The organism is Arthrobacter sp. alpha11c (genome assembly GCF_054149985.1).
This window is the reverse complement of record NZ_CP196747.1, coordinates 1,480,028-1,503,743: the sequence shown is the minus strand read 5'-3', so window position 1 is coordinate 1,503,743 and position 23,716 is coordinate 1,480,028. Positions and strand designations below refer to the sequence as shown.

27 protein-coding genes are annotated in these 23,716 nt (G+C 59.7%); 12 read left to right on the top strand and 15 right to left on the bottom strand.

Annotated elements, in window-relative coordinates:
• Window positions 1-285 precede the first annotated feature (285 nt).
• A complete protein-coding gene (locus ACTAQJ_RS06850; protein ID WP_442017911.1) occupies window positions 286-1,002 on the top strand; it encodes a GntR family transcriptional regulator in 717 nt (238 codons plus the stop codon).
• 99 nt (window positions 1,003-1,101) lie between these two features.
• Here ACTAQJ_RS06850 and ACTAQJ_RS06845 read toward each other — a convergent pair whose 3' ends face one another.
• Window positions 1,102-1,509 carry an ArsR/SmtB family transcription factor gene (locus ACTAQJ_RS06845; RefSeq protein ID WP_498701514.1) on the bottom strand — a complete coding sequence of 136 codons (408 nt, stop codon included), beginning with the start codon at window positions 1,507-1,509 and terminating at the stop codon, window positions 1,102-1,104.
• A gap of 102 nt (window positions 1,510-1,611) precedes the next feature.
• On the opposite strand from ACTAQJ_RS06845, the gene ACTAQJ_RS06840 reads away from it, so the two are divergent.
• Both ACTAQJ_RS06840 and ACTAQJ_RS06835 read left to right on the top strand, forming a co-directional pair.
• Complete coding sequence (locus tag ACTAQJ_RS06840; protein ID WP_442017913.1) at window positions 1,612-2,721, top strand: NADH:flavin oxidoreductase/NADH oxidase; 1,110 nt, start codon at window positions 1,612-1,614, stop codon at window positions 2,719-2,721.
• A gap of 12 nt (window positions 2,722-2,733) precedes the next feature.
• A complete protein-coding gene (locus ACTAQJ_RS06835) occupies window positions 2,734-3,477 on the top strand; it encodes an SDR family oxidoreductase (protein ID WP_498701513.1) in 744 nt (247 codons plus the stop codon).
• Between the two features lie 377 nt (window positions 3,478-3,854).
• On the opposite strand, the gene ACTAQJ_RS06830 is transcribed toward ACTAQJ_RS06835, so the two are convergent.
• The 4 genes from ACTAQJ_RS06830 to ACTAQJ_RS06815 all read right to left on the bottom strand — a co-directional run bounded on the left by ACTAQJ_RS06830 (window position 3,855) and on the right by ACTAQJ_RS06815 (window position 7,758).
• Window positions 3,855-5,324, bottom strand: a complete 1,470-nt coding sequence (locus ACTAQJ_RS06830) for an NAD-dependent succinate-semialdehyde dehydrogenase (protein ID WP_442017915.1) — start codon at window positions 5,322-5,324, stop codon at window positions 3,855-3,857.
• Window positions 5,325-5,401: 77 nt separating this feature from the next.
• Complete coding sequence (locus ACTAQJ_RS06825; RefSeq protein ID WP_442017916.1) at window positions 5,402-5,986, bottom strand: thiamine pyrophosphate-dependent enzyme; 585 nt, start codon at window positions 5,984-5,986, stop codon at window positions 5,402-5,404.
• Window positions 5,983-6,534, bottom strand: coding sequence for a thiamine pyrophosphate-binding protein (locus tag ACTAQJ_RS06820; RefSeq protein ID WP_442017917.1), 552 nt, complete (start codon window positions 6,532-6,534; stop codon window positions 5,983-5,985). The genes ACTAQJ_RS06825 and ACTAQJ_RS06820 overlap by 4 nt, the downstream gene beginning before the upstream one ends.
• Before the next feature lie 6 nt (window positions 6,535-6,540).
• Window positions 6,541-7,758: a pyridoxal phosphate-dependent aminotransferase gene (locus ACTAQJ_RS06815; RefSeq protein ID WP_498701512.1), complete on the bottom strand. Its 1,218-nt coding sequence runs from the start codon at window positions 7,756-7,758 to the stop codon at window positions 6,541-6,543.
• Between the two features lie 168 nt (window positions 7,759-7,926).
• Between ACTAQJ_RS06815 and ACTAQJ_RS06810 the strand changes: the two genes are divergently transcribed.
• From ACTAQJ_RS06810 to ACTAQJ_RS06790, 5 genes are all read left to right on the top strand, one after another.
• Entirely contained in the window at window positions 7,927-8,646 is a 720-nt protein-coding gene (locus ACTAQJ_RS06810; protein WP_498701511.1) for a GntR family transcriptional regulator, read from the top strand.
• Between the two features lie 278 nt (window positions 8,647-8,924).
• Window positions 8,925-9,653, top strand: a complete 729-nt coding sequence (locus ACTAQJ_RS06805; RefSeq protein ID WP_498702158.1) for an amino acid ABC transporter ATP-binding protein — start codon at window positions 8,925-8,927, stop codon at window positions 9,651-9,653.
• 31 nt (window positions 9,654-9,684) lie between these two features.
• Complete coding sequence (locus ACTAQJ_RS06800; protein WP_039240846.1) at window positions 9,685-10,521, top strand: glutamate ABC transporter substrate-binding protein; 837 nt, start codon at window positions 9,685-9,687, stop codon at window positions 10,519-10,521.
• A 34-nt stretch (window positions 10,522-10,555) separates the two neighbouring features.
• Window positions 10,556-11,236, top strand: a complete 681-nt coding sequence (locus tag ACTAQJ_RS06795) for an amino acid ABC transporter permease (protein WP_477516953.1) — start codon at window positions 10,556-10,558, stop codon at window positions 11,234-11,236.
• Window positions 11,233-12,108, top strand: a complete 876-nt coding sequence (locus ACTAQJ_RS06790; protein ID WP_498701510.1) for an amino acid ABC transporter permease — start codon at window positions 11,233-11,235, stop codon at window positions 12,106-12,108. Before ACTAQJ_RS06795 ends, ACTAQJ_RS06790 begins: the two co-directional genes overlap by 4 nt.
• A gap of 17 nt (window positions 12,109-12,125) precedes the next feature.
• Here the strand turns inward: ACTAQJ_RS06790 and ACTAQJ_RS06785 are convergent, their stop codons facing one another.
• Entirely contained in the window at window positions 12,126-12,458 is a 333-nt protein-coding gene (locus tag ACTAQJ_RS06785) for an ArsR/SmtB family transcription factor (RefSeq protein WP_477516951.1), read from the bottom strand.
• A 98-nt stretch (window positions 12,459-12,556) separates the two neighbouring features.
• Here ACTAQJ_RS06785 and ACTAQJ_RS06780 point away from each other — a divergent pair, with 98 nt between their 5' ends.
• Window positions 12,557-13,207: an SDR family oxidoreductase gene (locus ACTAQJ_RS06780; RefSeq protein ID WP_498701509.1), complete on the top strand. Its 651-nt coding sequence runs from the start codon at window positions 12,557-12,559 to the stop codon at window positions 13,205-13,207.
• 83 nt (window positions 13,208-13,290) lie between these two features.
• Here ACTAQJ_RS06780 and ACTAQJ_RS06775 read toward each other — a convergent pair whose 3' ends face one another.
• The 3 genes from ACTAQJ_RS06775 to ACTAQJ_RS06765 all read right to left on the bottom strand — a co-directional run bounded on the left by ACTAQJ_RS06775 (window position 13,291) and on the right by ACTAQJ_RS06765 (window position 15,976).
• Window positions 13,291-13,977: a GntR family transcriptional regulator gene (locus tag ACTAQJ_RS06775; protein ID WP_498701508.1), complete on the bottom strand. Its 687-nt coding sequence runs from the start codon at window positions 13,975-13,977 to the stop codon at window positions 13,291-13,293.
• Window positions 13,978-14,055: 78 nt separating this feature from the next.
• Entirely contained in the window at window positions 14,056-14,442 is a 387-nt protein-coding gene (locus ACTAQJ_RS06770; RefSeq protein WP_431114747.1) for a nuclear transport factor 2 family protein, read from the bottom strand.
• Window positions 14,443-14,509: 67 nt separating this feature from the next.
• Window positions 14,510-15,976: an aldehyde dehydrogenase family protein gene (locus ACTAQJ_RS06765; RefSeq protein WP_477516091.1), complete on the bottom strand. Its 1,467-nt coding sequence runs from the start codon at window positions 15,974-15,976 to the stop codon at window positions 14,510-14,512.
• A 218-nt stretch (window positions 15,977-16,194) separates the two neighbouring features.
• Here ACTAQJ_RS06765 and ACTAQJ_RS06760 point away from each other — a divergent pair, with 218 nt between their 5' ends.
• A complete protein-coding gene (locus ACTAQJ_RS06760) occupies window positions 16,195-16,608 on the top strand; it encodes a GFA family protein (RefSeq protein WP_498701507.1) in 414 nt (137 codons plus the stop codon).
• A 106-nt stretch (window positions 16,609-16,714) separates the two neighbouring features.
• Window positions 16,715-18,109, top strand: a complete 1,395-nt coding sequence (locus tag ACTAQJ_RS06755) for a glutamate-cysteine ligase family protein (protein WP_498701506.1) — start codon at window positions 16,715-16,717, stop codon at window positions 18,107-18,109.
• Between the two features lie 88 nt (window positions 18,110-18,197).
• On the opposite strand, the gene ACTAQJ_RS06750 is transcribed toward ACTAQJ_RS06755, so the two are convergent.
• On the bottom strand, window positions 18,198-18,926 hold the full coding sequence (locus tag ACTAQJ_RS06750) for a TetR/AcrR family transcriptional regulator (RefSeq protein WP_442017934.1): 729 nt from the start codon (window positions 18,924-18,926) through the stop codon (window positions 18,198-18,200).
• Window positions 18,927-19,290: 364 nt separating this feature from the next.
• Here ACTAQJ_RS06750 and ACTAQJ_RS06745 point away from each other — a divergent pair, with 364 nt between their 5' ends.
• Window positions 19,291-20,820 carry an APC family permease gene (locus ACTAQJ_RS06745; RefSeq protein WP_498701505.1) on the top strand — a complete coding sequence of 510 codons (1,530 nt, stop codon included), beginning with the start codon at window positions 19,291-19,293 and terminating at the stop codon, window positions 20,818-20,820.
• 99 nt (window positions 20,821-20,919) lie between these two features.
• Here ACTAQJ_RS06745 and ACTAQJ_RS06740 read toward each other — a convergent pair whose 3' ends face one another.
• The 5 genes from ACTAQJ_RS06740 to ACTAQJ_RS06720 are packed head-to-tail and all read right to left on the bottom strand — an operon-like array spanning window position 20,920 to window position 23,700.
• Window positions 20,920-21,864: a zinc-binding dehydrogenase gene (locus tag ACTAQJ_RS06740; protein ID WP_498701504.1), complete on the bottom strand. Its 945-nt coding sequence runs from the start codon at window positions 21,862-21,864 to the stop codon at window positions 20,920-20,922.
• A gap of 36 nt (window positions 21,865-21,900) precedes the next feature.
• A complete protein-coding gene (locus tag ACTAQJ_RS06735) occupies window positions 21,901-22,119 on the bottom strand; it encodes a hypothetical protein (protein ID WP_442017937.1) in 219 nt (72 codons plus the stop codon).
• 12 nt (window positions 22,120-22,131) lie between these two features.
• Window positions 22,132-22,446, bottom strand: a complete 315-nt coding sequence (locus tag ACTAQJ_RS06730) for a putative quinol monooxygenase (protein ID WP_431114755.1) — start codon at window positions 22,444-22,446, stop codon at window positions 22,132-22,134.
• A gap of 8 nt (window positions 22,447-22,454) precedes the next feature.
• The gene (locus ACTAQJ_RS06725) at window positions 22,455-23,279 is read right to left on the bottom strand and encodes an N-acyl homoserine lactonase family protein (protein ID WP_442017938.1); all 825 of its coding nucleotides are present in this window, start codon (window positions 23,277-23,279) and stop codon (window positions 22,455-22,457) included.
• The gene (locus tag ACTAQJ_RS06720; protein WP_442017939.1) at window positions 23,266-23,700 is read right to left on the bottom strand and encodes a carboxymuconolactone decarboxylase family protein; all 435 of its coding nucleotides are present in this window, start codon (window positions 23,698-23,700) and stop codon (window positions 23,266-23,268) included. The genes ACTAQJ_RS06725 and ACTAQJ_RS06720 overlap by 14 nt, the downstream gene beginning before the upstream one ends.
• Window positions 23,701-23,716: the final 16 nt, after the last annotated feature.

The window sequence follows — 23,716 nt, the reverse complement described above, 5'->3', positions numbered from 1 at the left end:
TTGTCCTTACGGTCGGTATCTGCTCCATCCCCTCCTCGGGAAGTGCAGATCACACCAAAACTGCTGAGTACGATTGTCTCAATGCATTTTTGTCATACAAAACAGTTCTTTGGATGAGTATAGGGGTGGGAGGGTGTCAGGGCAATAGACTTTTGGCGCGGTTTCGTCCGCCTTCTCGGGGGGGTGGCGTGTCGGACAATCGGATCGCCAGTCATTATGGCCGGTCTGGCCCTGCCCGTAGTACCCTAGGTCAAGGCATATTCACGACGGGGAGGGGAGGTTGTCATGGAGTCACCACTGGGTTTGAGGCTGCAGCGCGACGACATGTCGCTGCGGAAACTAGCCGAAAACACGCTGCGGGACGCTATCTTGTACGGCGCCTTCACACCCGGGCAAAAGCTTATAGAACGGGACCTCTGCGACAGGCTCGGTGTTAGTCGTACTCTCCTGAGGGAAGCGCTGAAGCAATTGGAGGCCGAAGGGCTGATAACCAACGTGGTCCACAAGGGCCCGTCAGTTGCGGTGATCACCGAGGAAGATGCCCGTGAAATTTATGAGGCCCGGGGGCTCATTGAAGGGCACCTCGCATATTGCTTCACGATTAAGGCGTCAGACGCCGAAATCGACAAGCTCGCCGCCTCTGTTCGAACTCTCCACGAGTCGGACATTGCGTCCAATCAGATAAACGTACTCCAGGCGAAGAACGGCTTCTATGAGGTTCTCTTGGCTGGGTCCGGAAACCACGTACTCGCGCAGATGCTCCAGCAGTTGAACAACCGTGTAACCATGCTGCGCAGGATGACCCTGTCCTCTCCGGGTCGATTTGACCAGACGGTGGCTGAGTTGGACGAGATCGTTCGGGCGGTCCGTAGCCGAGATGCGGATGAAGCCAGCAGGCTGTGCCGTGCCCACGTTAAGAACGCGGGTGACATTGCGCTTGCCAGTTTCACGAATGATGCCGAAAGTGCGCCCCACGGGCACACTGCCGTGGGGGCAAATTAGTTCGATCTGGGCACTGTCACTTCCCGCTTCGCTGCAGTGGGGGAGTAGTGGTAGGCCTTTCAGTCGCTCACCTCAATACCCGAATGTCCGTCCGGAAAGTCAATCCCCGGTGCGTTCCGTCGTCGTTGACGCGTCCGCCGACGACAGTAGTACGGCATCCAGCAGTCCCGGGAATCTCGCCTGAAGGTCGTCGTTGCGTAGTTTGCTGATCCGGGATGTCCCCCGGTAATGCTGTTGAATGACGCCAGCCTCCCGAAGCACGCGGAAGTGGTGCGTCGACGTGGATTTGCTCACGGGCAGCTCAAATGCGATGCATGCCATGTCGTCGTGCCCCATGGCCAGGTCGCCGACAATTTTCAGGCGAATGGGATCCGACAGTGCGTGTAGAACTGCCTCGAGTCGAATCTCTTCAGGCTCGGGGTGATCCAATAGTCGCGCCTCAGATGTAGCTGCGGCAGAGCGCATGGTGCCCCTTTCGTTGGTCAACATCAAAGGTACGACACTCATCGTAGTTTGACAACCGACATACTACGAGGCTTATCGTACTTGGGTCGGCTCGTGCACAACGCTGGCCGTCGTCCTCCACACAGAACCAAGAAGGAGATTTCCTTGAGTAGCCTTTTCGCTCCACTTAAGCTGCGGGATCTAACAATTCCGAACCGGGTTTGGATGTCCCCGATGTGCATGTACTCGGCCGCTGCCGAGGGCCCGGAAACCGGCGTCCCCACGGATTTCCATTTGACCCACTTGGCCAGTCGTGCGGCAGGCGGTGCCGGCCTGGTCATGGTCGAAGCAACCGGTGTGAGGCCCGATGGGCGCATCAGCCACTGGGATCTGGGGCTGTGGAATGACAAACAGCAAGAGTCTTTTGCTCGCATCGCGGCAGCAATCCGTTCTTTTGGGTCGGTGCCCGCTATCCAGTTAGCGCATGCGGGGCGAAAGGCGTCCGTTGACAAGCCCTGGATTTCTGATGGGTACTTGGGCGAACGCGACGGCGGCTGGACTGCGGTCGGCCCCAGCCCGGAAGCCTTCCAAGGACTGTCTCAGCCAACGGAGCTGTCCGTCGCCGAAATCAAGCAGCTTGTCACCGATTTCGCCGAATCCGCGAAGCGGGCTCTCAAAGCTGGGTTTGAGGTTGTCGAAGTCCACGGCGCTCACGGATACCTGATCCACTCCTTCTTGTCTCCGGCGTCCAACAAACGCACGGATGCCTATGGTGGAAGCTTCGAAAACAGGATGCGTTTTGCGCTCGAGGTAGTGGACGCCGTCAGGGCAGTCTGGCCTCAGGACCTCCCCGTCTTCTTCCGTACCTCAGCCACCGACTGGCTAAGCGAGAACGACGATGATCCCCGCGAGGGTTGGACCGCCGACGACACCGTCCGTCTGGCCAAAGAACTACAGGCTCACGGGGTTGACTTCCTTGACGTTTCCAGCGGAGGCATTGTTCGGGACGCCAAGATTCCGGTCGGTCCCAACTATCAGGTTCCCTTTGCGGGGCAAGCACGCGACCAAGCTGGAATTGCTACCGGTGCTGTGGGACTTATCACCGACGCCCACCAGGCTGAGGACATTTTGACGGCTGGACAGGCAGATGCCGTATTCCTGGGCCGCGAGCTGCTCCGCAACCCGTACTGGCCGCAGCAGGCTGCCAGTGAGCTCGGCATCGAACCCCAGTGGCCCGCACAATATGGCTACGCCGTACAACGTCGTAAGAAGTAGGAAGGTCTCTCCATGAATCACTTGCTCAACAAGACCATCATTGTCACCGGCGCGTCATCGGGCATCGGTGCCGCAGCAGCCAAGGCACTGGCAGCACATGGCGCGAAACTGGTGCTCGCTGCCCGGGACCAGAACCGCCTCGACGCCCTCGTTGAGGAGATTCGTGCCTCTGGGGGAACCGCGGCAGCGCGTGTCGCCGACGTTACGGATTCTGCAGATATGGAGGGTCTGGCCCTGTATGCCGTCGAGACCTTCGGCGGCATAGACATCTTGGTCAACAGCGCAGGGCTAATGCTATTTTCCGCTTGGAAAGATCTGGCTGTGAACGACTGGGGCCGGATGATCGATACGAACATCCGGGGGTATCTCAACGGTATCCAGGCCGTCCTGCCAATCATGCTAGAGCGTCAATCGGGCTACATCTTGAACATGGCGTCAGTGGCGGGTCATCAGATTGGTGAATCTGCCGGCGTATACAGCGCAACCAAGTTCTTCGTACGAGCCATCACCGAAAGCATGCGCAAGGAACTGGGAGTACAACACGGTATTCAGGCCAGCACTATCAGCCCCGGAGTCATAGACACCGGGTGGGCGGACAAGGTGGGCGACCCTGCGGGACGAGCAGCGGCCAAGGAGCTCAATGCACTGGCTATTACCCCGGAGGCCGTGGCCGACGCCGTGGTTTATGTCCTAAACCAACCAGCAAATACCACCGTCAACGATTTGGTGATCTCCCCAACCCGCCAGAATTGGTGACATCAGACCGGGAAAGGACCGTTCCTTGGGCCGGTCGCTTCCCGGTACAGTCAGTATCGCTGGTGAGGTGGTGTGCGTGTCCGCCCTGAGGCGAGCGTTAACCCCAGCAATGCTGCCGCACCGGTCGCCGATGGCAATAGATTGAGTGCACTCACAGGACCGGCTAGGTCCTCACCACTAAAAGCCAACGCCAGCAAACCGGATATCACGGCCCCGGTTGCTGCCACAGACAGCGACTCTGCGGCACTGGTACGACGACGGAGAGACGGAACGGACAGGACCACCGAAGCAACACCCGCACCTATCCCCAGGAAAATCATCACCGTCTGCATGGATCAGCCCCATATTCCTGGTCGAACTGAGCGACTTCCATCCGGTTAAAGCTGAATTCCGGTGTATTTGGTTTCTTGGTAGGCCTCGAGGCCTTCGGTTCCGCCCTCGCGTCCCAGGCCGGAGGCGTTGGTCCCTCCGAAGGGTGCGGACGGGTTGGAGACGAGACCCCGGTTGATCCCGGTCATACCGGCATCGATGGCGTCTGCGACACGCAGCGCACGGGCGAGGTTCTCCGTGAAGACGTAGGAGGCCAGTCCGTAGGGGGTGTTGTTGGCTTCGTGGATGGCTTCGGCTTCAGTAGCGAACTCGTATATTGCTGCGACGGGACCGAAGATTTCCTCGGTGCGGATGTCTGCGTTAGCTGGGATGTTAGTCAGGACCGTCGCCGGGTAGAAACAACCAGGGCCCTCGGGAATAGTTCCGCCCGTCAGGCAAACGGCGCCCTTGGCGATGGCGTCGGCCACCAATGCAGCCACCGTCTTTACTTGTTTTGCATCCACAAGCGGACCCAGATCCGTGTCGGGGTGTGCGCCGTCGCCGAGACGAGCAGCAGCCATCCGCTCGGTGAAACGGGCAGTGAATTCGACAGCAATGCCGTTTTGCACATAGATGCGGTTGGCGCCGACGCAGGATTGGCCGCCGTTGCGGAGTTTGGCGAGCATGGCGCCTTCGACAGCCTGCTCAAGGTCAGCGTCATCGAACACGATCAGTGGAGCGTTGCCCCCGAGCTCCATGGACGTGTTCATGACGTTCTCGGCTGCTTGGGCCAAGAGCGCTCGCCCAACCTGTGTCGATCCGGTAAAGGAGATCTTCCGGACTCGTGAGTCCTTCATAATTGCGGCGATAACGTCGCGGGAATTGGAGGTGGTGATGACGTTGACAACACCGGCAGGGGCGCCTGCTTCTTCAAGAACCCGCGCCAGTAACAGCGAAGTCAAGGGGGTCAGCTCGGCGGGCTTAAGAATCGTTGTACACCCTGCGGCGAGGGCCGGGGCGATCTTCCGTGCACCCATCGCGAGCGGGAAGTTCCAGGGCGTGATCAGCAGGGACGGTCCCACGGGGCGTTTGGAGACGGCGATCTGGTAGTTGCCTCCGGGTTCGACGCCGAACTGGCCTTCGGTGTGTATCCTGCCGGCGGATTCGGCGAACCAGCGGAAGAACCCGGCACCGTAATCGACTTCGGTCTGGGCTTCCGGGAGGGGCTTACCCATTTCCGCGGTGATCAGTGCCGCGAACTCGTCGCGACGGGTCAGGATTCCTTCGTAGGTGCGGAAGAGGATGTCGGCGCGTTCCCGGGCAGGGGTCGCAGCCCAGGCTGGCTGTGCGTCGACCGCGGCATCGACGGCAGACATGCCGTCCTGAACGGTTGCAGAGGGAACTTCCGCGATGGGTGCTCCAGTGGCTGGGTTGGCGACTGTGAGAGTTGCAGCGTTGCTCGAGGAGATCCATGAGCCGCCGATGGGCATAAGCTTCTCCGGAAATCCAAGCGGGGGAGCGGAGGCGGTGGTGGTCATTTCCATTGAAGTTCTCGTGCTTTCAGCAGATGGGCACTGCCGGGCCCGCTCGGGCCCGGCGAGTGTTTGATTGTTGGCTACTTTGACTCGGTGAGTTGTGGGGTGAGCCAGTTTTGGAAGCGGTTGCCGTGGGTGACGGGGTCGATGAGGAGGAGTTTGGTGCCTGGTTCGTTGCCGGGTTCGGTGCGGGTGTGGATGAACCAGGGTCCGTCCTGGGTGAGGGTTTGTTTCAGGGCGAGGGTGAGTTCTTCGGTGTTGTTGGCGCGCAGGACCTTGAGGTCGACGGATTCGGCGAAGCGTCCGAGGTCGATGGTGACGGCTTGGGTGGGGATGGAGGCGGTGGAGGCGTAGACGCCGTTGTCGAGGAGGATGATGACGAGGTTTTCGGGGGCGAGGTAGCCGGCGGTGATGGCTGAGCCGGGGTTCATCAGGAGGGATCCGTCGCCTTCGATGACGACGGCGCGGGTGAGGGGGGTGTTTTTGATGGCTTGGGCGATGCCGGTGCCGACGGAGATGGCCAGGCCCATGGCGTCCAGGAGGTAGAGGTGGTTGTCGCGGTCGGCGATGGAGGCCAGTTCGCGGGAGGTCGCGGCGCAGGTCGCGATCACGGGGACCTCGGCGGTGGTCTCAACAATGGCTCGGAGGGCTTCGATGCGTTTCATGCTTTTGCCTTTGCGTCTTTGGGGTCGAAGAATTCCATGAGGACCACGACGGGTCGGTAGGTCATGCGGGCGTGGTTGCCGGCTTCGGCGACGGTCGCGCCCCAGTCCTGGGCCGAATTGCGGCGGTCGATCTGGAAGACGGGGATGTTGGTGGAGGCCAGCAACGCGGGGACGGGCGCGGAGATGGTGTGGATCATGGAGTTGTACTCGCCGAGCCCGCCGCGGGTGTTCGCGACGATCAATAGGGGCAGGTGGTAGGACACGGCGAAGGTGGTCAATGCGGTCAGGGCGTTGCCGAAGCCGTTGTCCTGCATGATGATGACCCCGAATTTCCCGGCGAACGGGTAGGCGCCGACGACGCCGATGGCTTCCTCTTCGCGGGAGACGGGGTACACCAGGGGCAGGTCCCCGTTGGTTTGGGCGTCCAGGACGCCGTTGATGATCGGGGCGATGGACGCGGAGGGGACGTAGGCGACGCCGTCGGGGGCCAGGCGCACGATCGCGTCCACCACTTCGGTGTGGCGGTCCTGGGTAATAGTCGTAGTCATGGGTGGTCAGGCTCCCTTGGGGTGTGGTGTGGTCAGGGTCTGGACGATTCGTCGCAGGCCTTCAGTGAGGTCGTCGATGTGGCAGGCGTAAGAGATCCGGATGGAGTGGGTTCCACCGTCGGGGTCGAACGCGGTCCCTGGAACGACGGCGACGCGTTGTTCCTCGAGGAGTCGTAGCGCCAGTTGTTCGGCTGGTTCGGCGGTCTCCGGTGTGTAGGTGAGGTAGAAGTAGAAGGCGCCGTCGGGTTGGCTTACCGTGACGCCGGGAACGCCGGTGAGGATCTTGAGACCGGCTTTGCGTCGTTCCTGGAATTGCATGCGCATCGCTTCCGCCTCGGGGCCCGCGTGGCGGAGGGCTGCGGCCGCGCCGGGTTGGAGGAAGGTAGGGGCGCAGACGGTGGTGTACTGGCGGACTCTTAGTGCCGGTGTGATGAGTTCTTTGGGGCCGGCGAGCCAGCCGAGGCGCCAGCCGTCCATGGCGAAGGCTTTCGCAAAGCCGCCGATGACCAAGGTCCGTTCGCGAAGGTTCCCTACGGCGGCCGGGGACTGGTGGCGGATCTCGTCGTAGACGAGGTCGGCGTAGATTTCATCGGACATCAGCAGCGCGTCGGTCCGTTCCAGGACGCTGGCGAGTCTTTCGATTTCCTCGGCCGTTGCGACACCGCCGGTGGGGTTGTTCGGGGTGCAGAGGATGACCATGCGTGTCACGGGGGTGATTGCGGCGGCGATCGCGTCGATATCGAGACGGTAATCATTGTCCGCGTCGAGCCGGACAGGGACAGGGGTGGCGCCGGCCAGACGGATGCAGGACTCGTAGTGCGCCCAGGCCGGGACGGGGAAGATCACTTCATCGCCGGGGCCGCAGAAGGCCATCAATGCAAGGAACACCGCTTCGTTCGCGCCGATCGTGACGAGTACTTCGGTGCCCGGGTCATAGCCGGTCCCGCGGCGCTCTTGCAGATACCCGCTGATTGCCTGGCGAAGATCCATCGTTCCTGCGTTAGGGCCGTAGTGGACTTCCCCGCGGTCCAACGATGCAGCCGCTGCGTCCTTGGCTACCTGCGGGGTATCAAAATCCGGGCGTCCGATCTCGAAGTGATACACCTTCTCACCTGCAGCTTCCAACGCCGCAGCCTTATCAAAGATCGCCCGAATAGGCGACGGACCAATATCCCGCAACCGATCAGCAAACCGTCCAAACCGTGTAGTGGTAGCGGTACTCATAGGGATACTCCAATTTCAGGGGATACAGGTGGTGGAATCGAGCCTGCATCGAAAGCAGGCGGTCTTCTTGAATGCAGCATCCCGCGATCCGGACAGGTTCCGAATGGAGTGCTGGGATAGTGTGGTAGACGTGACCAGCAAGCCTCCAACTGCAAGAATGTTAACATTATGAAATCTGACACCACAGCAAATGTCAAGAACGGAACCCTTCGTGCACCCCTGAAACGTCGCGGTATGGCCCAGGATGTCGCGGACCGGATCCGTGACGCGATTCTGGCCGGTGAAATACCTCCCGGGGAGCGGATCAATGAAGTGGAGATGGCTGCGTCCTTATCCGTTAGTCGTGGACCAGTGAGGGATGCCATCGTTTTGCTGCGGCAGGAGGGCCTGCTTCAAGGCGACTGGCACCGGGGATCGCGGGTTACCGTCTTTACGCACAAAGACCTCGAAGAGATCTACTCGCTCCGGTACTCGATAGAGCTGCTCGCCGTTCAGCGGCTGATTGCACACCGCACCGAGAGGGATTTGGACCTACTTCAGGTGCGTGCCGAGGACATTGAACGGGCTGCCGCCCTGGGGGATAGGGGCGACATGCTCCAATCGGACATTGCGTTTCATGATGCGATCTACGCCTGTGCCGGTCACGAGAGATTGGAGCAGGTTTGGTTGGGCCTGCGTTCGCAAATCGCGCTGCTTCTCCTTAATCGACAGCAAGGCCATGATGACTACAGGACCCGCATCGGCCCTGAGCATTGGGAAATGTTCCGCGTGATCCGCGACAAGGATGGTGCGAAGGCCGAAGAGCTGGTGCGTGAGCACATCGAGACTGCGTTCGAAAGAATCAAAGCCGACCTCGACAGCAGGGAACACCTCGAAGGGGCGGGCTAGTCACATGTCCTTCTGAAAGTCCGCCGGTGGACGAAGCCCCGGTGCCGGCTTCGTCCAGGTTTGGAGCTCTCTCGGCGGACTTGCCCTCTCAGTGTCTTTGCAGTACAAATGTTAACATTCTTACTTTCGTAACTTAGGTCACATGGGAATTCAGGGAAGAAGCCTTGCACCTCCCGCCACGACCGTCGAGACGAAATATCCCCGAATGAATGGCGAACATGGAACTGCAAAAGTTTGTTGACAGCACTTCTGAAGCTGCTGGTGATGAGAAGAAGGCGATGATCTCCATCCGGGGGGTCAACAAGCATTTCGGACCTCTGCACGTCCTCCGTGATGTCAATCTTGAGGTTGCCCCGGGTCAGGTTGTGGTTGTCTTGGGTCCCTCTGGCTCGGGAAAATCGACTCTCTGCCGAACTATCAACAGGTTGGAGACCGTCGAAGCCGGCTCAGTCGCCGTCGACGGCAAGCCTCTTCCCAAGGAAGGCAAGGCGCTGACGCGCTACAGGGCCGACGTCGGAATGGTCTTTCAGTCATTCAACCTCTTTGCCCACAAAACCATTCTCGAAAACGTCATGCTTGCGCCACTCAAGGTGCGACGAATCGGAAAGGCCGAGGCTCAGACGCGGGCAATGACCCTGCTCGAGCGAGTAGGAATAGCAAATCAGGCGCATAAGCTCCCCGCCCAGCTTTCGGGTGGGCAGCAACAGCGTGTTGCCATTGCCAGGGCGTTGGCCATGGAGCCGAAGGTGATGCTTTTCGACGAACCTACCTCGGCTCTTGACCCGGAAATGGTCACCGAAGTACTGGATGTCATGACGTCGCTGGCACAAGGAGGCATGACGATGCTCGTAGTCACGCACGAGATGGGCTTCGCTCGACGCGCCGCCGACCGGGTGGTGTTCATGGCCGATGGTCAGATCCTCGAGGACACAACCCCTGACCGGTTTTTTGACAACCCAACCACCGAGCGGGCCAAAGAGTTCCTCGGCAAGATCCTCAGCCACTGACAAGCCACCCCAATCTAGAAAGCAGCACATCGTGAAGCTCAAGTTCCTGGCCATTCCGGCCGCAGCGCTGTTCCTTGCCAGCTCGATCGCCGGTTGCTCCGGTGCTTCCGACAAAGCGAAAACAGTTGAAGCAAGCGCTCAGTCGGGCCACCTCACCATCGGTATTTCCTTTGATCGCCCAGGGCTTGGAATCAAGACTCCGGACGGATCATTCAAGGGTTTCGATGTTGACGTTGCCAAGTACGTCGCCAAGAAGCTTGGCGTTGAGGAGTCTTCCATCACCTGGAAGGAAGCGACTCCGGCGCAGCGCGAGAGCCTGATCCAGAACGGGCAGGTGGATTATGTGGTGAATACCTACAGCATCAACGACGCCCGAAAGGAGAAGGTCGCCTTCGCGGGGCCTTACTTCCTGGCTGGCCAGTCGCTCCTGGTTCGTTCTGACTCCACGGATATCACGGGCCCGGAGTCCCTGAATGGGGGCAAAAAGTTGTGCTCGGTGACCGGTTCCACACCAGCACAGAACATCAAGAAGAACTACAGCAAGGACGCGCAGCTTCAGGAGTACGACACCCCTTCCGCATGCGTTGAAGCCCTGAAGAGCGGCGCCGTTGACGCAATGACCACGGATGATATTCAACTTGCCGGTTACGCAGCTGCCAATCAGGGAAAGCTGAAGCTTGTTGGCAGCACTTTCAGCAAGGAGAACTACGGCATCGGTCTGAAGAAAGATGACACCGCGGGCCGTGCCAAGATCAACGACGCCATTCAGTCCATGATCGACGACGGATCGTGGGCCAAAGCGTTTGAGAGCAACGTTGGACCGTCCGGTTATGCATTGCCCGCCACGCCAGTGGTAGACCGCTACTAGTCGAAGCAGCCAGACAAGAGACTGGATACTTAACATGAACATCCTCAACGAATACGGGGATCAGATCCTGGCGGCCTTCCTCATCACCCTGCAACTCACGGCGCTGTCTGCACTGGGCTCGTTGGTAATGGGCACTGTACTGACAGCCATGCGGGTTTCACCAATTTGGGCGATGCGGACGCTTGCTACCGGGTACGTGAACATCGTCCGGAATACCCCTCTGACCCTTGTGGTGCTTTTCGCATCGTTCGGGTTGGCGCAGCAACTCGGGATTACCTTGGCAGATCCAAAGTCACCCACATCCATCACAGACAGCTCGTTCAGGCTGGCCGTCCTGGCCTTCAGCCTGTACACGTCGACGTTCGTATCCGAAGCGCTAAGGGCCGGTATTAATACGGTCCCTCCCGGCCAGTCGGAAGCAGCCCGGTCGTTGGGCCTGAACTTCATGCAGGGATTGAGCCACGTCGTCTTGCCACAGGCGTTTCGGGCCGTCATTGCACCGCTGGGCAGCATCCTCATTGCGTTGACCAAGAACACAACGGTTGCCTCCGTCATAGGCGTGGCTGAAGCCGCTCTTCTGATGAAGGAAATGATCGAGAACACCTCCGCCCTCATCGTCGTTGGGTTGATCTTCGGGGCCGGCTTCATGTGCCTGACTCTTCCGACCGGCGCGGCTTTCGGATACCTAAGTAGGAAGTTTGAGGTCAAGCGATGAGCAACACTCGAGCGGCCATCAGCAATCTGTATGACGTGCCGGGCCCCAAGGGCCGAATTCTGAACATCGTCATCAGTGCTCTGTGCGTCGTTGGGCTGGCAGCGGCCGGATGGTTCGTCATGGCAGCCCTGGCAGAGAAGCGGCAACTGGCGCCGGAGAAGTGGCAGCCGTTTCTCACGCCTGAAATGTGGCAGACGTACCTTCTGCCCGGGATTGTGGGAACGCTGCAGGCTGCGGTGTTAGCCATCGTCCTCGCCATAATTCTGGGTATCCTGCTCGGCGTCGGACGTCTCGCCGACAATCGATTCGTGCGCTACGGGTGCGCCGCCGTGGTGGAGTTCTTCCGGGCGATTCCGCTGCTGATTCTGATGATTTTCTGCTTCCAGCTCTTCGCCGACTACGACCTGTTCCCGTCAACCGATCTTGCAGTGGCGGCAGTAGTTACAGGACTTGCCCTGAGCAACGGGGCCGTGATTGCAGAGATTGTGCGCGCAGGAATCAAAGCCATTCCGCGAGGCCAAGGGGAAGCTGCTGTGGCTCTTGGGCTGGGCAGTGGACAAACCCTCCGTATGATTCTTCTGCCCCAGGCAATCACGGCAATGCTCCCGGCAATCGTCGCTCAATTGGTTGTGGCGCTGAAGGACACTGCGCTTGGTTATCAAATCACCTACGTGGAAGCAGTGCGGCAAGGAATCCAGGCCGGCTCTGCGTATTCGAATTACATACCGGCGCTGGTAGTGATCGCGCTTGTGATGATTGTCATCAATCTGGGACTATCGCGACTGGCAACGTACATTGAGCTTCGACTCCGAAGCGGCCGCAAGGCCCCTGCCGAGTCAAAGGTTGGCGACGTCCTGGTTCCCCAGACCTAGATGCGGGCGATCATACGTCAGGATGCTCGTTGCCTCAGTCCGGAATTGCGTTCAGCCGCAATGACGACATTGAGCAAACCTGGAAACAGCGATTCCATAACGCCGGTCCGAAGCGTGTTGAGAATCGCCGTTCCCTGGTAGTGCTGCTCTATGATTCCCGCTTCGCGTAGCACGCGGAAGTGATGGGTGGACGTGGACTTGCTCACGGGCAACTCAAACGCGATGCACGCCTGGTCGTCATGGCCATCGGCCAGTTGGGTCACGATCCGACGCCGGATGGGATCGGCCAGCGCCGACAGCACGCCATCGATGTGAATCGCGTCGGGCGTAGGGTGGTCCAGAGTTCGCATGCTTCGATTATCCAAGAAGTTCGAGGACCTGGCGATTTACAAATCCTACGCTTGTCGTACTACGATGAATATCGAACTTAAAGTGAAGGGAGACGCACATGAAGGTGTTCCAAGTAGGCGCAGCCGGGGGAGTAGGCCGACGTCTGGCCCAGCGCCTGAGCGGCCGCGGTGACACCGTCACGGGAATGTTCAGGAATCCCGCTCAAGCTGACACCGTTGCCTCCAGTGGCGCGACACCCGTAGTGGGAGACCTGATTAAGGACTCCATTGAGGCGTTGGCCGGAAAGTTCAAGGGACACGATGCCGTCGTCTTCTCTGCGGGCGCCCATGGCACCGGGATGGACCAAACCACCCTCATCGACGGCAAGGGGTTGGAGAAGGCCGCCGATGCGGCCGCCCTCGCTGGAGTGTCCCGTTTTGTCCTGGTATCTGCCTTCCCGGAGTCAGGGCGGGGTGAATTGGTGAACGAACGTTTTGAGCACTATATGCGCACGAAGAAGACAGCAGACGTCTACCTCACGCGCACTGATCTGGATTGGCTGATAGTTCGCCCGGGGCTTCTGACCGACGCCCCAGGAGATGGGCGGGTAACGGCCGGTCCTGCGATTGAGTACGGAGACATTCGACGCGATAACGTCGCGGCGTTCATTGACGCTGCGCTCCATAACCCGCAGTTGAGCCGGACCATTGTCGAGCTAACCGATGGCGATACCGCGGTGGCAGAGGCTGTGTCCAGGCTGGTTGGCTAACAAGCAGACGAGCTTTTTGCAAGAACGGAGGGGAGGCATGCGAATCGCGCGCCTCCCCTCCGTCCTCGTGTTCATTCATGAATTCACGGGTGCCCAGGCTTACGGGTCGACTCCATGGCAATGAGTGCGGCTTCCGCGGCGTTGGATGCATGCACTTCACATGCTCGCCGGGCCGCCTCCGGATCTCTAGTGATGGCAGCTGACGTTGTGATGTCCGTCAGCTCGGACAACATGTGCGGACTCCGCCCAGGGGAACTCGTTGATAGGGCCCGAAGTACTTGAGTGCGGGCATTGATTTGCCGAAGCATGCCCGAGATTTCTTTGTTGCCAGCACCAGCCAGAAGCACTTCGTAATAGCTGTCTTTCGCGGCCAGCAACAGCTGCGCCCCGCCAGCTGACTCTGCTCTACGGATGTCAAAAAGTCTCGCAACGAGTTGCCCACGCTGAGCCTCTGTGGCTCGTTCAGCGAACAGGCTTCCAGCGAGCGATTCCAAAGCGCCGCGAACTTCATAGAGACTTCGGGCTTCGGTGGGTGTGAGGGTTGCAACTTCAGGACCCTTGTTCGGCACCGTCACTACCAGCCGCTCGGATTCCAGCTGCCGCAGTGCTTCACGAACCACTGTTCGGCTGACGGAGAACCTATCGCAAAGCGCAGTCTCGACCAGCCTCTCTCCAGGACTGTACTCGGAGGTAACGATCGCCCGGCGAAGGGCGGCGACCACCTCTTGGCGCAATGGCGCGGCTGTTCGCTGGATTGTTTCCGAAATCATTCTCGCCCCTCGCGTGCTGAATACCAGTACGAACGAAAAAACCGGGGGAGGCGGTGAGCCTCCCCCGGTTCTGTTCGACTAGGCCTCGTACTGGTGGTAAACCTTGGCGATGATCTTCCAATCGCCGTCCTGCTTCAGCAGGGTGTGGAAGTCGGTGTAGTCAGCACCAATGGCGTCATTTTCCATGTCAACCTTCACCACGGCAGTTGTCTGGGTGATGCCGATGATGTCCACGCGGGTCTTGACATCAGGAGCCGCGCCGTTGTCGGCGACGAAGTCGTACAAGTTCTTGATGGGGCCGCCCAGAAGCTGGCCGTTGGTAAAGCCGTACATGGTGGCGTCTTCATGGAAGGCTTCTGCAACGCCTTCGGGGCTGCCAACGCGCAGGCCTTCGACATACTTCTGAACTGTGGTGACGATCTGGTCATATTCGTCGGTCGGGACGACTTTGAGGTTCTTGGGCATGGTTTCTCCTTGTGAATGAGCGGGTCCTACTGCGGCACCCTGGGATGGTTTGGCTGAAGAAAAGCCGCTAGCGCTTTCGAATCACGACGGTTTTGTTGTTGGTATGCGAAGCCAGGCCTTCATCACCGTGTTCGACGCTCAGGCCGGACTGTTTGTGGCCGCCGAACGGCGCATGATCCGGGTGGCTCTGGCCTTGATTGACCCAGACGTTGCCGGAGTCGATGCGGTCCGCCACGGCCAGTGCCCGCTCTTCGTCTCGCCCCCAGATGGTGGCACCAAGGCCGAAGATTGTGGCGTTGGCGCGCTCGATGACGTCCTCGACGTCGTCGTACACGAGTACGGGTACGATCGGTCCAAAAGGTTCCTCCTGGACGATGCGGCTGTTTTCGGGAGGGTTGTTGACGATGGTGACTGGAACGAAGTTGCCGTCCAGGGACTCGTCGATGGTGCCTCCGACTGGGACGTCGTACCCATGGCGGCGAGTGTCTTCGAAGAGGTCACGAAGCTTGTCGTACTGCATGCGATTGTTGATGGGGCCAAGATCGCTGGTGGGATCCATGCCGTCGCCGACCTTTTGCGTTTTGGCATAGTCCACGAGCGCGTTGACGAAGTCTTCATGGAAGGAACGGTGTACGTAGATGCGCTTGGCCGCGATGCACCACTGACCCGAGTTACCAAAGGCGGCGTTGAATACCTGCGGCACGGCGTCCTGCCAGTCCGCGTCCGGGAGTAGGATCGCAGGATCATTTCCACCCAGTTCGAGAGTGACCCGCTTGATGGTGCCGGCGGCTGAAGCCATAATCTTGGTCCCGGTTTCCGTGGATCCCGTGAACGTGATCATCCCGACGTCGGGGCTCTCGGTGAGGATCTGCCCAAGTTCGTTGCCGCCTGTGACGATGTTGAAGACGCCGGGAGGGAAGACCTGGGCTGCCAGCTCCCCGATCCGCAATGCGCAGAGCGGGGTATAGGGAGAAGGCTTGAGAACTACGGTGTTGCCGGTGATCAGCGCGGGCACGGTCTTCCACAGAACGTGGAGGTAGGGATAGTTCCAGGGGATGATGGCCCCCACGACACCGAGCGGTGAGCGGCGAAGTTCTACGCGCTTCTCATCGTCCTCCACCAGAACCTTGTCCTCCAGCCTCGACTTGGCGGTGTTGGGGATCCAGGGGTTGGCAAGGTTAACTTCGAACGTCGCCTGATTGTGTCGTGGCTTGCCCTGCTCCAGTGAGAGCAAGGTAATGAACTCCTCTTTGTGGACCTCGAGGGCCTCGAAGAATTCGACGATGATCGCTTCGCGCTCGTCCGCGGTCAGCGCAGCCCACGCGGGGAAAGCCCGCTTGGCGGCGCCGATGGCGCGTTCCATGTGTTCCCGTGTGCCCTGGGGTGCGGATGCGAGGACCGAGTTTGTGGCTGGGTTGTAGACGTCAAAATGGTCCTCAGTCTGAACGATGTTGCCATCAATGAGCAGTCCGTAGGGTCCGTTGAAGTTCGGGGGCGTGATGGTACGCGCGCCCTCTGTGATGGAAACTCCCATGTGATCTCTCCTGTCGTGCGGCGGCTTGCCGTGGAGCGGTGAACGAATCGAATGCTGAAACAGATTCATGTTTCAGTTTAGGGGCAGGGGCTTGGGCTTGCAAGACCTTTTGCCAAATTCTGAAATGCGATATTGTTTCAGTTTAGGGTGTGATGATCGACACGATAGCAGTGCGACCTCCCCTGAAGTCCCTTACCAATGAAGCTCAAGGAGCAGACATGAAACTCGACGGACAGTGCCTTTGTGGTGAAGTCACCTACACGATTGACAGCGAGCCGAAGTTCACGGCCTTGTGTCATTGCACCGATTGCCAGCGTCAGACAGGTGGCGCGTACTCGCTGGTCATCGGAGTTGACGACGAAAAGCTGAAAATCACGGGCGAGGCGGTGAAGACGTTCATTACCGTCGGCTCTGAGCACGAGACCAACACTAACCGTTCGTTCTGTGGGGAATGCGGTTCGCCAATTGTTGGGCGCATTGACGCGATGCCTGGATTGGCCTTCGTCAAGGCGGGAACACTCAACGACACGTCATGGCTCAAGCCGACAGTGGAAGTCTGGTGCCGGTCCGCGCAGCCATGGGTTGAGGCCCTCCCGGGTGCGGAACGTTACGACGGCGACATCCCGGCCTGATTCGGGCCTGCGCGCGGAAGGGCGCGCAGCATCGGGGTTGGGTGGATCGCTTCTTGGAGGCGGGCCATCCAGCCCCCTCTTCTTTTCTCGAAAGGAACCAAGGAATATGACGTCCATCGCGATTTCCCTCGGCGCCAACAGCATCGCTGATCGGCAGGAAGGACCCCTCACAGTCGCTGCTGCCGAGGAGTGGATTCAGCGCTCCTGCTTCTCGACCGGTCCTGCCGGGCGCATCGGACTTGAACTTGAGTTGCTCATGGGGCGAATCGGAGACCCGTCCCTGCAGCGTCCGTTTGCAGACGACAACTACCGGCGTTTGTTCTCAGAACTGCGTCATCTGGACGTTCGCGGAAGCCTTACGCTCGAACCCGGTGGTCAGCTTGAGCTCAGCTCGCACCCCGAAGCCTCTTTGCAGGAGCTCATTTTGTCAGTGCATGGCAGCCTCAAATTGTTGCGGGCGCAGGCCGCCGATCTGGACGCAATCCTGGTGGGTGCCGGAGTATCACCCCATCTCGAACCCAGGCGGATCACTCAAGCCCCCCGCTACGCTGCCATGGAGCAGTATTTTGAACCGTGGGCGCCGGCGGGCACCACCATGATGTGTTCCACCGCGTCAGTGCAGGTCAACGTCGAAGCGGGCGCGGACGATGTCGAAATCCGTCATCGCTGGAACCTCCTGTATTCAATGGGGCCAGTGGTGGCAGCGACGTTCGCGAATTCCGGCTGGATCGGTGGCCGGCGAAGCGGTTGGAAGGGCACACGGCTCGCAGCGTGGCTCGCTCTGGACCCGGCCAGGACTGGCGTACCGCATTTCAGCGCGGCCCAGGATCCCGGGGTGTCCTACGCTCGGTGGGCCCTGGACGCCCCCCTGATGATGATTCGACGTGTAGCGGGGGAGTGGCATGCCCCCGCCGGTCTGACGTTCCGTGATTGGCTCCGTCTAGGGAGAGCGGTGGTACCGGACCGGCCGCCAGCAAACCTTGAAGATTTGCAGCAGCACTTGAGTACACTTTTCCCGCACGTTCGGCCCAAAGGGTATTTCGAAATCAGATACATCGATGCCCAGCCCGGCTGCTGGTGGGCTGTCCCCGCCGCCGTCGTTTCCGCGCTCATCTCCAATCCCGCTGTCTCAGACCAAGCCAGAGGCATCTGCGCCGGCTCCCCGGACTGGGAAGCCGCTGCCCGGATAGGACTCGACGATCCGGGAATCGCATCCCGGGCCGTGCAATTGATGGCGCTGGCTGCGGACCAGCTTCGGCTCGACACTTCCACGAGGGCCATTGCCAGCCAGGTTGAGGAATACGCTGAAAAGTGGACGCTCCGAGGTCTATCGCCTGCGGATGACGATCCGTCCGCTTGGTCGGACCGCGATCAGGGCTGCGCTCTGGATGGTGGCATTTCATTTGGGGGACCGGGAGCTGACGGCTCCACGTCCCACCTAGGGATTCCTCGAGTACTGACGAATTCCTGGGGCGGCTTTCGCGCCCCGGGACCCAACTGAAATTAATACGGCTTTCTGGATCGGCCCGGGCGTTCGCGTCCGGGCCGACGCGTTGACAGCTGTCTCGGCCGGCCGCGGGCGCGGGATCCTACGGCAGATATGTGGACAGATATTCGATGCTGGAGCGTTTCATTTCCTGCAGCAGCGCCTCGTTGCCTCGATCAGGCGACTCTCGGTACGCAAGGTCAAATCCCTTGTCCAGCATGCCGACAAAAATCTGGGTCACAACGCCCAGCGGAACCTGAGGCGCTTCGGGCTTGACGTTGGTAATGGTTCGGGCCAAAAAGGCTGCCAATTCGTCGTCGTGCATACGGTTGGCCCGGATCATGCGGCCGGTGAACTCTGTGGAGAACCAGATAGCACGGAAGGCCGGCGTCTCGTTGAAGAATTCGATATGGGCCTCTACGCCGGCTTCGGCCTTCTGTTTCCAGTCAGGTCCGCCCAGGTCGAAATCAACCTTGTCCAGACGGTTATCCAGGTCCTGCAGGCAAGATACAAGGATTTCCTCAAGCAAGGCCTCCCGGCCATCGAAGAAGTTGTAGAGCCAGCCCACAGATACACCTGCCCGCGCCGCTACGGTAGTAGTAGTGACGGCCTCAGGCCCGCCTTCGACGAGAAGATCGATTGCGGCATTCAGCACTGTCTCCATCTTCGACCGGCTCCGCTTCTGTACGGCCGTCCTATGAGCGCCGACCGTGGCGGATGCTTCGGTCAGCAGCTCGGACAGGGAGTGCGGTGGTCCCGACGTCGCCAAGGGATCGACCCCGTCAGGGCTTGGCAGAAGTCCGTCTACCTCGTGCTGTGCTGCCTGACTCATCTGGCGCCCCCTTCGGCCTGCCCAAATACGTAGATGTTTCACCTTTAACCTCAGCCCAGTCTAAGGCGTTCATTACGGATCATGCGTCGCTGCCGGAAATTGCCTATTGCATGAAGTGTGAGCCATGCCTCATACTTCAAATATGAAAGATGAATGTGTTTCATTCTTTCGGACTCTCGCTGGACGCAGCGATGTCCTGCCTGACTACGACTGATCTGCCACCCCTATGTGCGGTAAACCCTCCACAGGAGGTGGCAGAACGATGCGGTCCAACTCCGTCTCATGACAACGACGGTTCCGCATCCTCCCAATGTTCTTTGTCGTGCTCCCCAACAGTGCGCCAAAATTTGAAGAAGGACCCCCCATGGCAACTTCCAGTGCCCTTTCCGCGTCATCTGAACAGACAGAAGTCCATCGCCTCAAGTCCGGTTCCCTTGGGCTGGTAGGCATTCTTCTGCTGGCTTTCTCCAGTGCAGCGCCCTTGGTGGGCTGCTTGGGCAACATTCCGCTTGCGGTCGCATTCGGCAACGGGGTTGGAGCTCCAGCCGGATTCATCGTCGCAATGGGCGTACTCCTTTGCTTCGCCGTCGGCTATGTAGCAATGACACGGCGTCTCAGTGCGACCGGCGGCTTTTACAGCTTTATCAGCAACGGTCTGAGTAAACCGCTCGGGCTGGCATCAGGGCTATCCCTGATGCTGGGGTACCTGTGCGTCCAGGTGGCAGTGTTGGGGGCGATCGGTTACTTCGGCTCTGCCGCACTGAAGCAGTCCTTCGGGATGGACGTGTCTTGGCTTGTCATCGCAGGTATCGCACTGGTCCTGGCCGCTGTGGCATCGTACTTCGGAGTCGAACTCTCTGCTAAGGTTCTCGGCGTCCTGTTCATCGGGGAAATTATCATTCTTGCCATCGTCAATGGTGCCATCTTCATCAACGGTGGACCGGAGGGCGTAAGCCTTGAACCGGTCAACCCCATCAACGCCTTCGGAGGAATCGCCCCAGGCATCGGGATCTTCTTCGCCTTCTGGTCCTGGCTCGGATTCGAAGTGGTACCCAACTACGCTGAAGAATCCAAGAACCCCAAGAAACTTGTGCCGCTGGCAACCTACCTTGCAGTCATTGGCATCGGCCTGATTCTCTTCGTCACGGCTTGGGCAACAATCACGGGTTTCGGAACCGGCAAAGTAGTCGATGAAACAACCGGCCTGTTGGGCCAGTCCTACATCTCTCTCGCACAAACGTATGTTGGCGCCTGGGCAGCCGACTGCATCAACTGGCTTGTGATTACCGGTTGTTTCGCGTCTGTGCTGGCATTCCACCAAACTGTTTCACGCTATATCTACGCGATTGCACGTGAGGGTGTTCTGTTCCCGGGCAAGCTGGGCCACACACACGCGCGCTATGGAAGCCCCCACCACGCTGCCGTTGCGACGTTCTTTGGAGCGGCACTCATTCTGGCACTTTTCACGGCTTTCTACTTTGCGGCTCCTTCGGCCCAGGAATTCGCTGGCAACGACTTCAACACGGCCGCCTACTCCGAGGTCTTTGGTTGGTTCGCCATTGCATGTACTTTCTGGGTCATGCTCAATCAGATTCTGTGTTCCATTGCGACCATCCGGTACCACCGGCTGCCAGCGCACCGCATGCACGCGCACTGGTGGCGGACCATGCTGGCCCCCGGAATCGGAGCACTCGGTTTGGGTGGCGCTCTCTACCTGCTGTGGTCGAATCTCAGCTCCCTCGGGGGCGATATCATCTGGGTCAGTCTCATCCCGTGGTTCTGCATCGGCTGGTTTGTCTTCAGCCTCCTCATCGCATTCTGGCTGAAGGCCAAGCGCCCTGCGGCATACGAAGGACTCGGCCGCGTGCTCTCAACGACGGCGGACGACGCCTAGGATCGACGCCTACTCCCGCATAAGAAAAGTAAGCCGCCCCGGGCTGGGGCGGCTTACTTTTCTTAGTCGTTTGGCGGACTTACGCATCGATGGCTCGCGTCAGCCTCTCATCGTGAGGATCAGTTTCCCACCAACAGCGCGATTCTCTAAACGGTCCAGCGCGACGGCCATTTCATCCCATGGCAGGACTGCGGCAACGTGCGGGTCGAGTGCACCTTGCACCATGAGTTCCAGGAGCTTCGCCAGGTCCCGTCCGAAGGGAAGAGGATCGAAGAACAGTTCGAAACCCAGGATCCTGACCAAGGCCCCGTTGTAAACATCACGGACATTGAACGTACTTGGCTCGTCGGACGAATTACCAAAGGCAACCAGGCGGCCCCGTGGATCCAGCATGGAAAGTGTGCGGCCAAGCACGTGGCCGCCCACCGACTCAATGATCACGTCGAAAAGATCGTGGACTTGCTCGATGTTGGATACGACCTGTTTGGCGCCCATGGCCCTGATCGCCTCAGCGTCGGTGCCCTTCGAGACCAGAGCCGTAACCATGGCTCCTGCTCGCGCGGCGAGTTGAACAGCGAACTGGCCAACACCGCCGGAGGCGCCGGTGATCAGGACATGATCGCCGAGGCCCGTCTCGCCCAGCCGCAATGTGCGTAAGGCGGTGAGTGCGGCCGTCGGCAGGGCAGCGGCCTGAGCGAACGTCAGCTCATCAGGAATGGCTGCAATCGAGTCTCGCTGCACGGCGACCATCTCTGCCCAAGCGCCATGTTCCACTATTCCGAGAACCCTCGAACCAGCCGTCAGTTCGTCGCTGGCGTCCTCCATGAGGACACCAGCGAAGTCCCAGCCTGGGATGATGCCTGCGGCCGCAGCGCGAAGTGCACGCATCTCGCCTCGGTTTAGGGAAATGGCATGAACCTCAACCAGGACTTCTTCAGGCTGTACTGAAGGCATGGGGACGTCCTGGATGGCGATTCGGCCGGGCGCCTCAGGGCTGACGGCCAGTGCACGCATTGTTGACGTGGCGGGTGGTGAGTGTTTCACGGTCCTCCGGGGGTGCGTTCTGCGGCGGGTTAATGACTAGGCCGGGGAGACGATGACGCCTTCGCGGTAGTCGAAAGCCCTGCGCTGGTGGGTAGTGTCGGAGAATACCCAGATGACAGTGCAGTCTTCGGTGATCGCGTCTACTGTTGCCCGATACGGCTCGCCAACAGATTCACTTACCAGGACGTTCTGGGTAGGCCGAAGCCCGGACCAGTTCTGACTGGTCCGGGCTTCGGTGGTGGAGGCTGTTTCCATCCGCGTGCCTTCCTAAGGAGCTTCTGCGGGGCTATTGGCAGTGACATAGGTGGAAACGGTCCGCGCTTCCAGCTCGGGGATGATATGTACAGCCCCGATGGTGAGGAAGTGTTGCGTCTGCCGATGCAGATCGAAGTCCTCGGCAGTGTGATAGCTCTCAAGGATGACAATCTTCCGGTCATCCTCAACTCCACGGAAGAATTCGTAGGAGATGTTGCCGGGTTCGTCGCGGGTTTGGGCTGCCATTCTTCCCAGATGCCCAAGAACCTCATCCGTGGTTCCAGGCTTGGTTCTGTATCTGGCAACGACATTGAAAGTGCTGGTCATGATGTCTCCTATTGGTCTTGGTGGGATGCGCCGATGGCCACGCCGGCCCCGGCGGGGAGCTCTTGGCAGGCGCGGAAACGCGTGAGCACGTCTGGATCATGGCCCGCGACGACGGTAAGTCCGCGCTGCCGCACTTCTTCCCGGATGAAGGCAAAGGCCTCGTACATGGCTGGCAGGTCACTGATTGCCGTAAAAGGCATGTCCCGCTCAAGCTCCTCGTAGAAATGGACAGCATCTGAGGCCAGCAGCACTTCGCCCTCCGAGGTGGGGACGTAGACAACTGCCTGCCCCGGCGTGTGGCCGCCGACTTCCACGAGCCTGAGTCCCGGCGCCGGTGATGTTTCGCCCGAGAATAGTTTCAGGCGCCCCTGGGCTTCTGCCAGGCGGAGCTGATCAATCTCGACGTCTTCTGAATAGAAGGAGAACTGGATGTGCCCAGCTGTGGCGGACGTCCAGAACTTGTATTCTGCTTCCGCCATATGTATCCGCGCGTTCGGGAACAGATCCAGGTTGCCAATGTGGTCATAGTGACCGTGGGTCACGATGACGTCATCAACACCGGCCGGGGCGATGCCCAGCAGGTTAAGTGCCTCGGCAGGGTGCAACAGCAGAGTGCGGCCACGTCGGCGGCCGGCATCTTCGCCAAAGCCGGTGTCCACGACAACGGTTCCTTCCGACCCTTGAAGGACCCAGAAGTAGTAGTCCACCGTGGTCGGGCCGTCGTCTTCCCCGTACAAGCGGTAGTTAAGGTAGATGTCGCTGCGTTCTGTGGCCCGGGTCCCGACGCGAACGGCGACAACCCGGTAGCCGCCGTCGTTCTTAGCCGGCGCCATTGCCGCCCTCGTGAACGGCCACGGAGGGTTCGATTCCGTCAGCGCCGACCACTTCGCGCCAAGCCTCGAAACCAGCTTGGAATGCTACGACGCCGGCTTCGGGGAGCGAAATCTCGATCGCTTCGAGGATTTCGGTCGGCGTGAGGCCAAGGTCGAGCGCTACGCGGATGTGGGACTGGATGTGGCCCTTGGAAGCGCGCATGACCGTGAGGCTCACAATGAAGATGAGTTCCTTTGTCTTACGGTCAAGGGTGCGCTCATCCAAGTAGGCGGCGGAAACGACATGGTTCGCCGCCTGAAGTACGGGAAAATCGTGCTTGGCCATTACCTTGTGGTAATCGAGGACGTACCCACGTTTGCGCGCCATGTCATCGATGTAGGTTTGGGCCTCGGCGGTCTGGTCGTTGAGGTCAATGGTCATACTGGTGTCCTTTCGG

Coding starts and splice junctions, on each gene's coding strand:
- ACTAQJ_RS06850 (WP_442017911.1), top strand. CDS start 286: ATGGAGTCACCACTGGGTTTGAGGCTGCAGCGCGACGACATGTCGCTG.
- ACTAQJ_RS06845 (WP_498701514.1), bottom strand. CDS start 1,509: ATGAGTGTCGTACCTTTGATGTTGACCAACGAAAGGGGCACCATGCGC.
- ACTAQJ_RS06835 (WP_498701513.1), top strand. CDS start 2,734: ATGAATCACTTGCTCAACAAGACCATCATTGTCACCGGCGCGTCATCG.
- ACTAQJ_RS06830 (WP_442017915.1), bottom strand. CDS start 5,324: ATGACCACCACCGCCTCCGCTCCCCCGCTTGGATTTCCGGAGAAGCTT.
- ACTAQJ_RS06825 (WP_442017916.1), bottom strand. CDS start 5,986: ATGAAACGCATCGAAGCCCTCCGAGCCATTGTTGAGACCACCGCCGAG.
- ACTAQJ_RS06820 (WP_442017917.1), bottom strand. CDS start 6,534: ATGACTACGACTATTACCCAGGACCGCCACACCGAAGTGGTGGACGCG.
- ACTAQJ_RS06815 (WP_498701512.1), bottom strand. CDS start 7,758: ATGAGTACCGCTACCACTACACGGTTTGGACGGTTTGCTGATCGGTTG.
- ACTAQJ_RS06810 (WP_498701511.1), top strand. CDS start 7,927: ATGAAATCTGACACCACAGCAAATGTCAAGAACGGAACCCTTCGTGCA.
- ACTAQJ_RS06805 (WP_498702158.1), top strand. CDS start 8,925: ATGATCTCCATCCGGGGGGTCAACAAGCATTTCGGACCTCTGCACGTC.
- ACTAQJ_RS06795 (WP_477516953.1), top strand. CDS start 10,556: ATGAACATCCTCAACGAATACGGGGATCAGATCCTGGCGGCCTTCCTC.
- ACTAQJ_RS06790 (WP_498701510.1), top strand. CDS start 11,233: ATGAGCAACACTCGAGCGGCCATCAGCAATCTGTATGACGTGCCGGGC.
- ACTAQJ_RS06785 (WP_477516951.1), bottom strand. CDS start 12,458: ATGCGAACTCTGGACCACCCTACGCCCGACGCGATTCACATCGATGGC.
- ACTAQJ_RS06780 (WP_498701509.1), top strand. CDS start 12,557: ATGAAGGTGTTCCAAGTAGGCGCAGCCGGGGGAGTAGGCCGACGTCTG.
- ACTAQJ_RS06775 (WP_498701508.1), bottom strand. CDS start 13,977: ATGATTTCGGAAACAATCCAGCGAACAGCCGCGCCATTGCGCCAAGAG.
- ACTAQJ_RS06770 (WP_431114747.1), bottom strand. CDS start 14,442: ATGCCCAAGAACCTCAAAGTCGTCCCGACCGACGAATATGACCAGATC.
- ACTAQJ_RS06765 (WP_477516091.1), bottom strand. CDS start 15,976: ATGGGAGTTTCCATCACAGAGGGCGCGCGTACCATCACGCCCCCGAAC.
- ACTAQJ_RS06760 (WP_498701507.1), top strand. CDS start 16,195: ATGAAACTCGACGGACAGTGCCTTTGTGGTGAAGTCACCTACACGATT.
- ACTAQJ_RS06755 (WP_498701506.1), top strand. CDS start 16,715: ATGACGTCCATCGCGATTTCCCTCGGCGCCAACAGCATCGCTGATCGG.
- ACTAQJ_RS06750 (WP_442017934.1), bottom strand. CDS start 18,926: ATGAGTCAGGCAGCACAGCACGAGGTAGACGGACTTCTGCCAAGCCCT.
- ACTAQJ_RS06745 (WP_498701505.1), top strand. CDS start 19,291: ATGGCAACTTCCAGTGCCCTTTCCGCGTCATCTGAACAGACAGAAGTC.
- ACTAQJ_RS06735 (WP_442017937.1), bottom strand. CDS start 22,119: ATGGAAACAGCCTCCACCACCGAAGCCCGGACCAGTCAGAACTGGTCC.
- ACTAQJ_RS06730 (WP_431114755.1), bottom strand. CDS start 22,446: ATGACCAGCACTTTCAATGTCGTTGCCAGATACAGAACCAAGCCTGGA.
- ACTAQJ_RS06725 (WP_442017938.1), bottom strand. CDS start 23,279: ATGGCGCCGGCTAAGAACGACGGCGGCTACCGGGTTGTCGCCGTTCGC.
- ACTAQJ_RS06720 (WP_442017939.1), bottom strand. CDS start 23,700: ATGACCATTGACCTCAACGACCAGACCGCCGAGGCCCAAACCTACATC.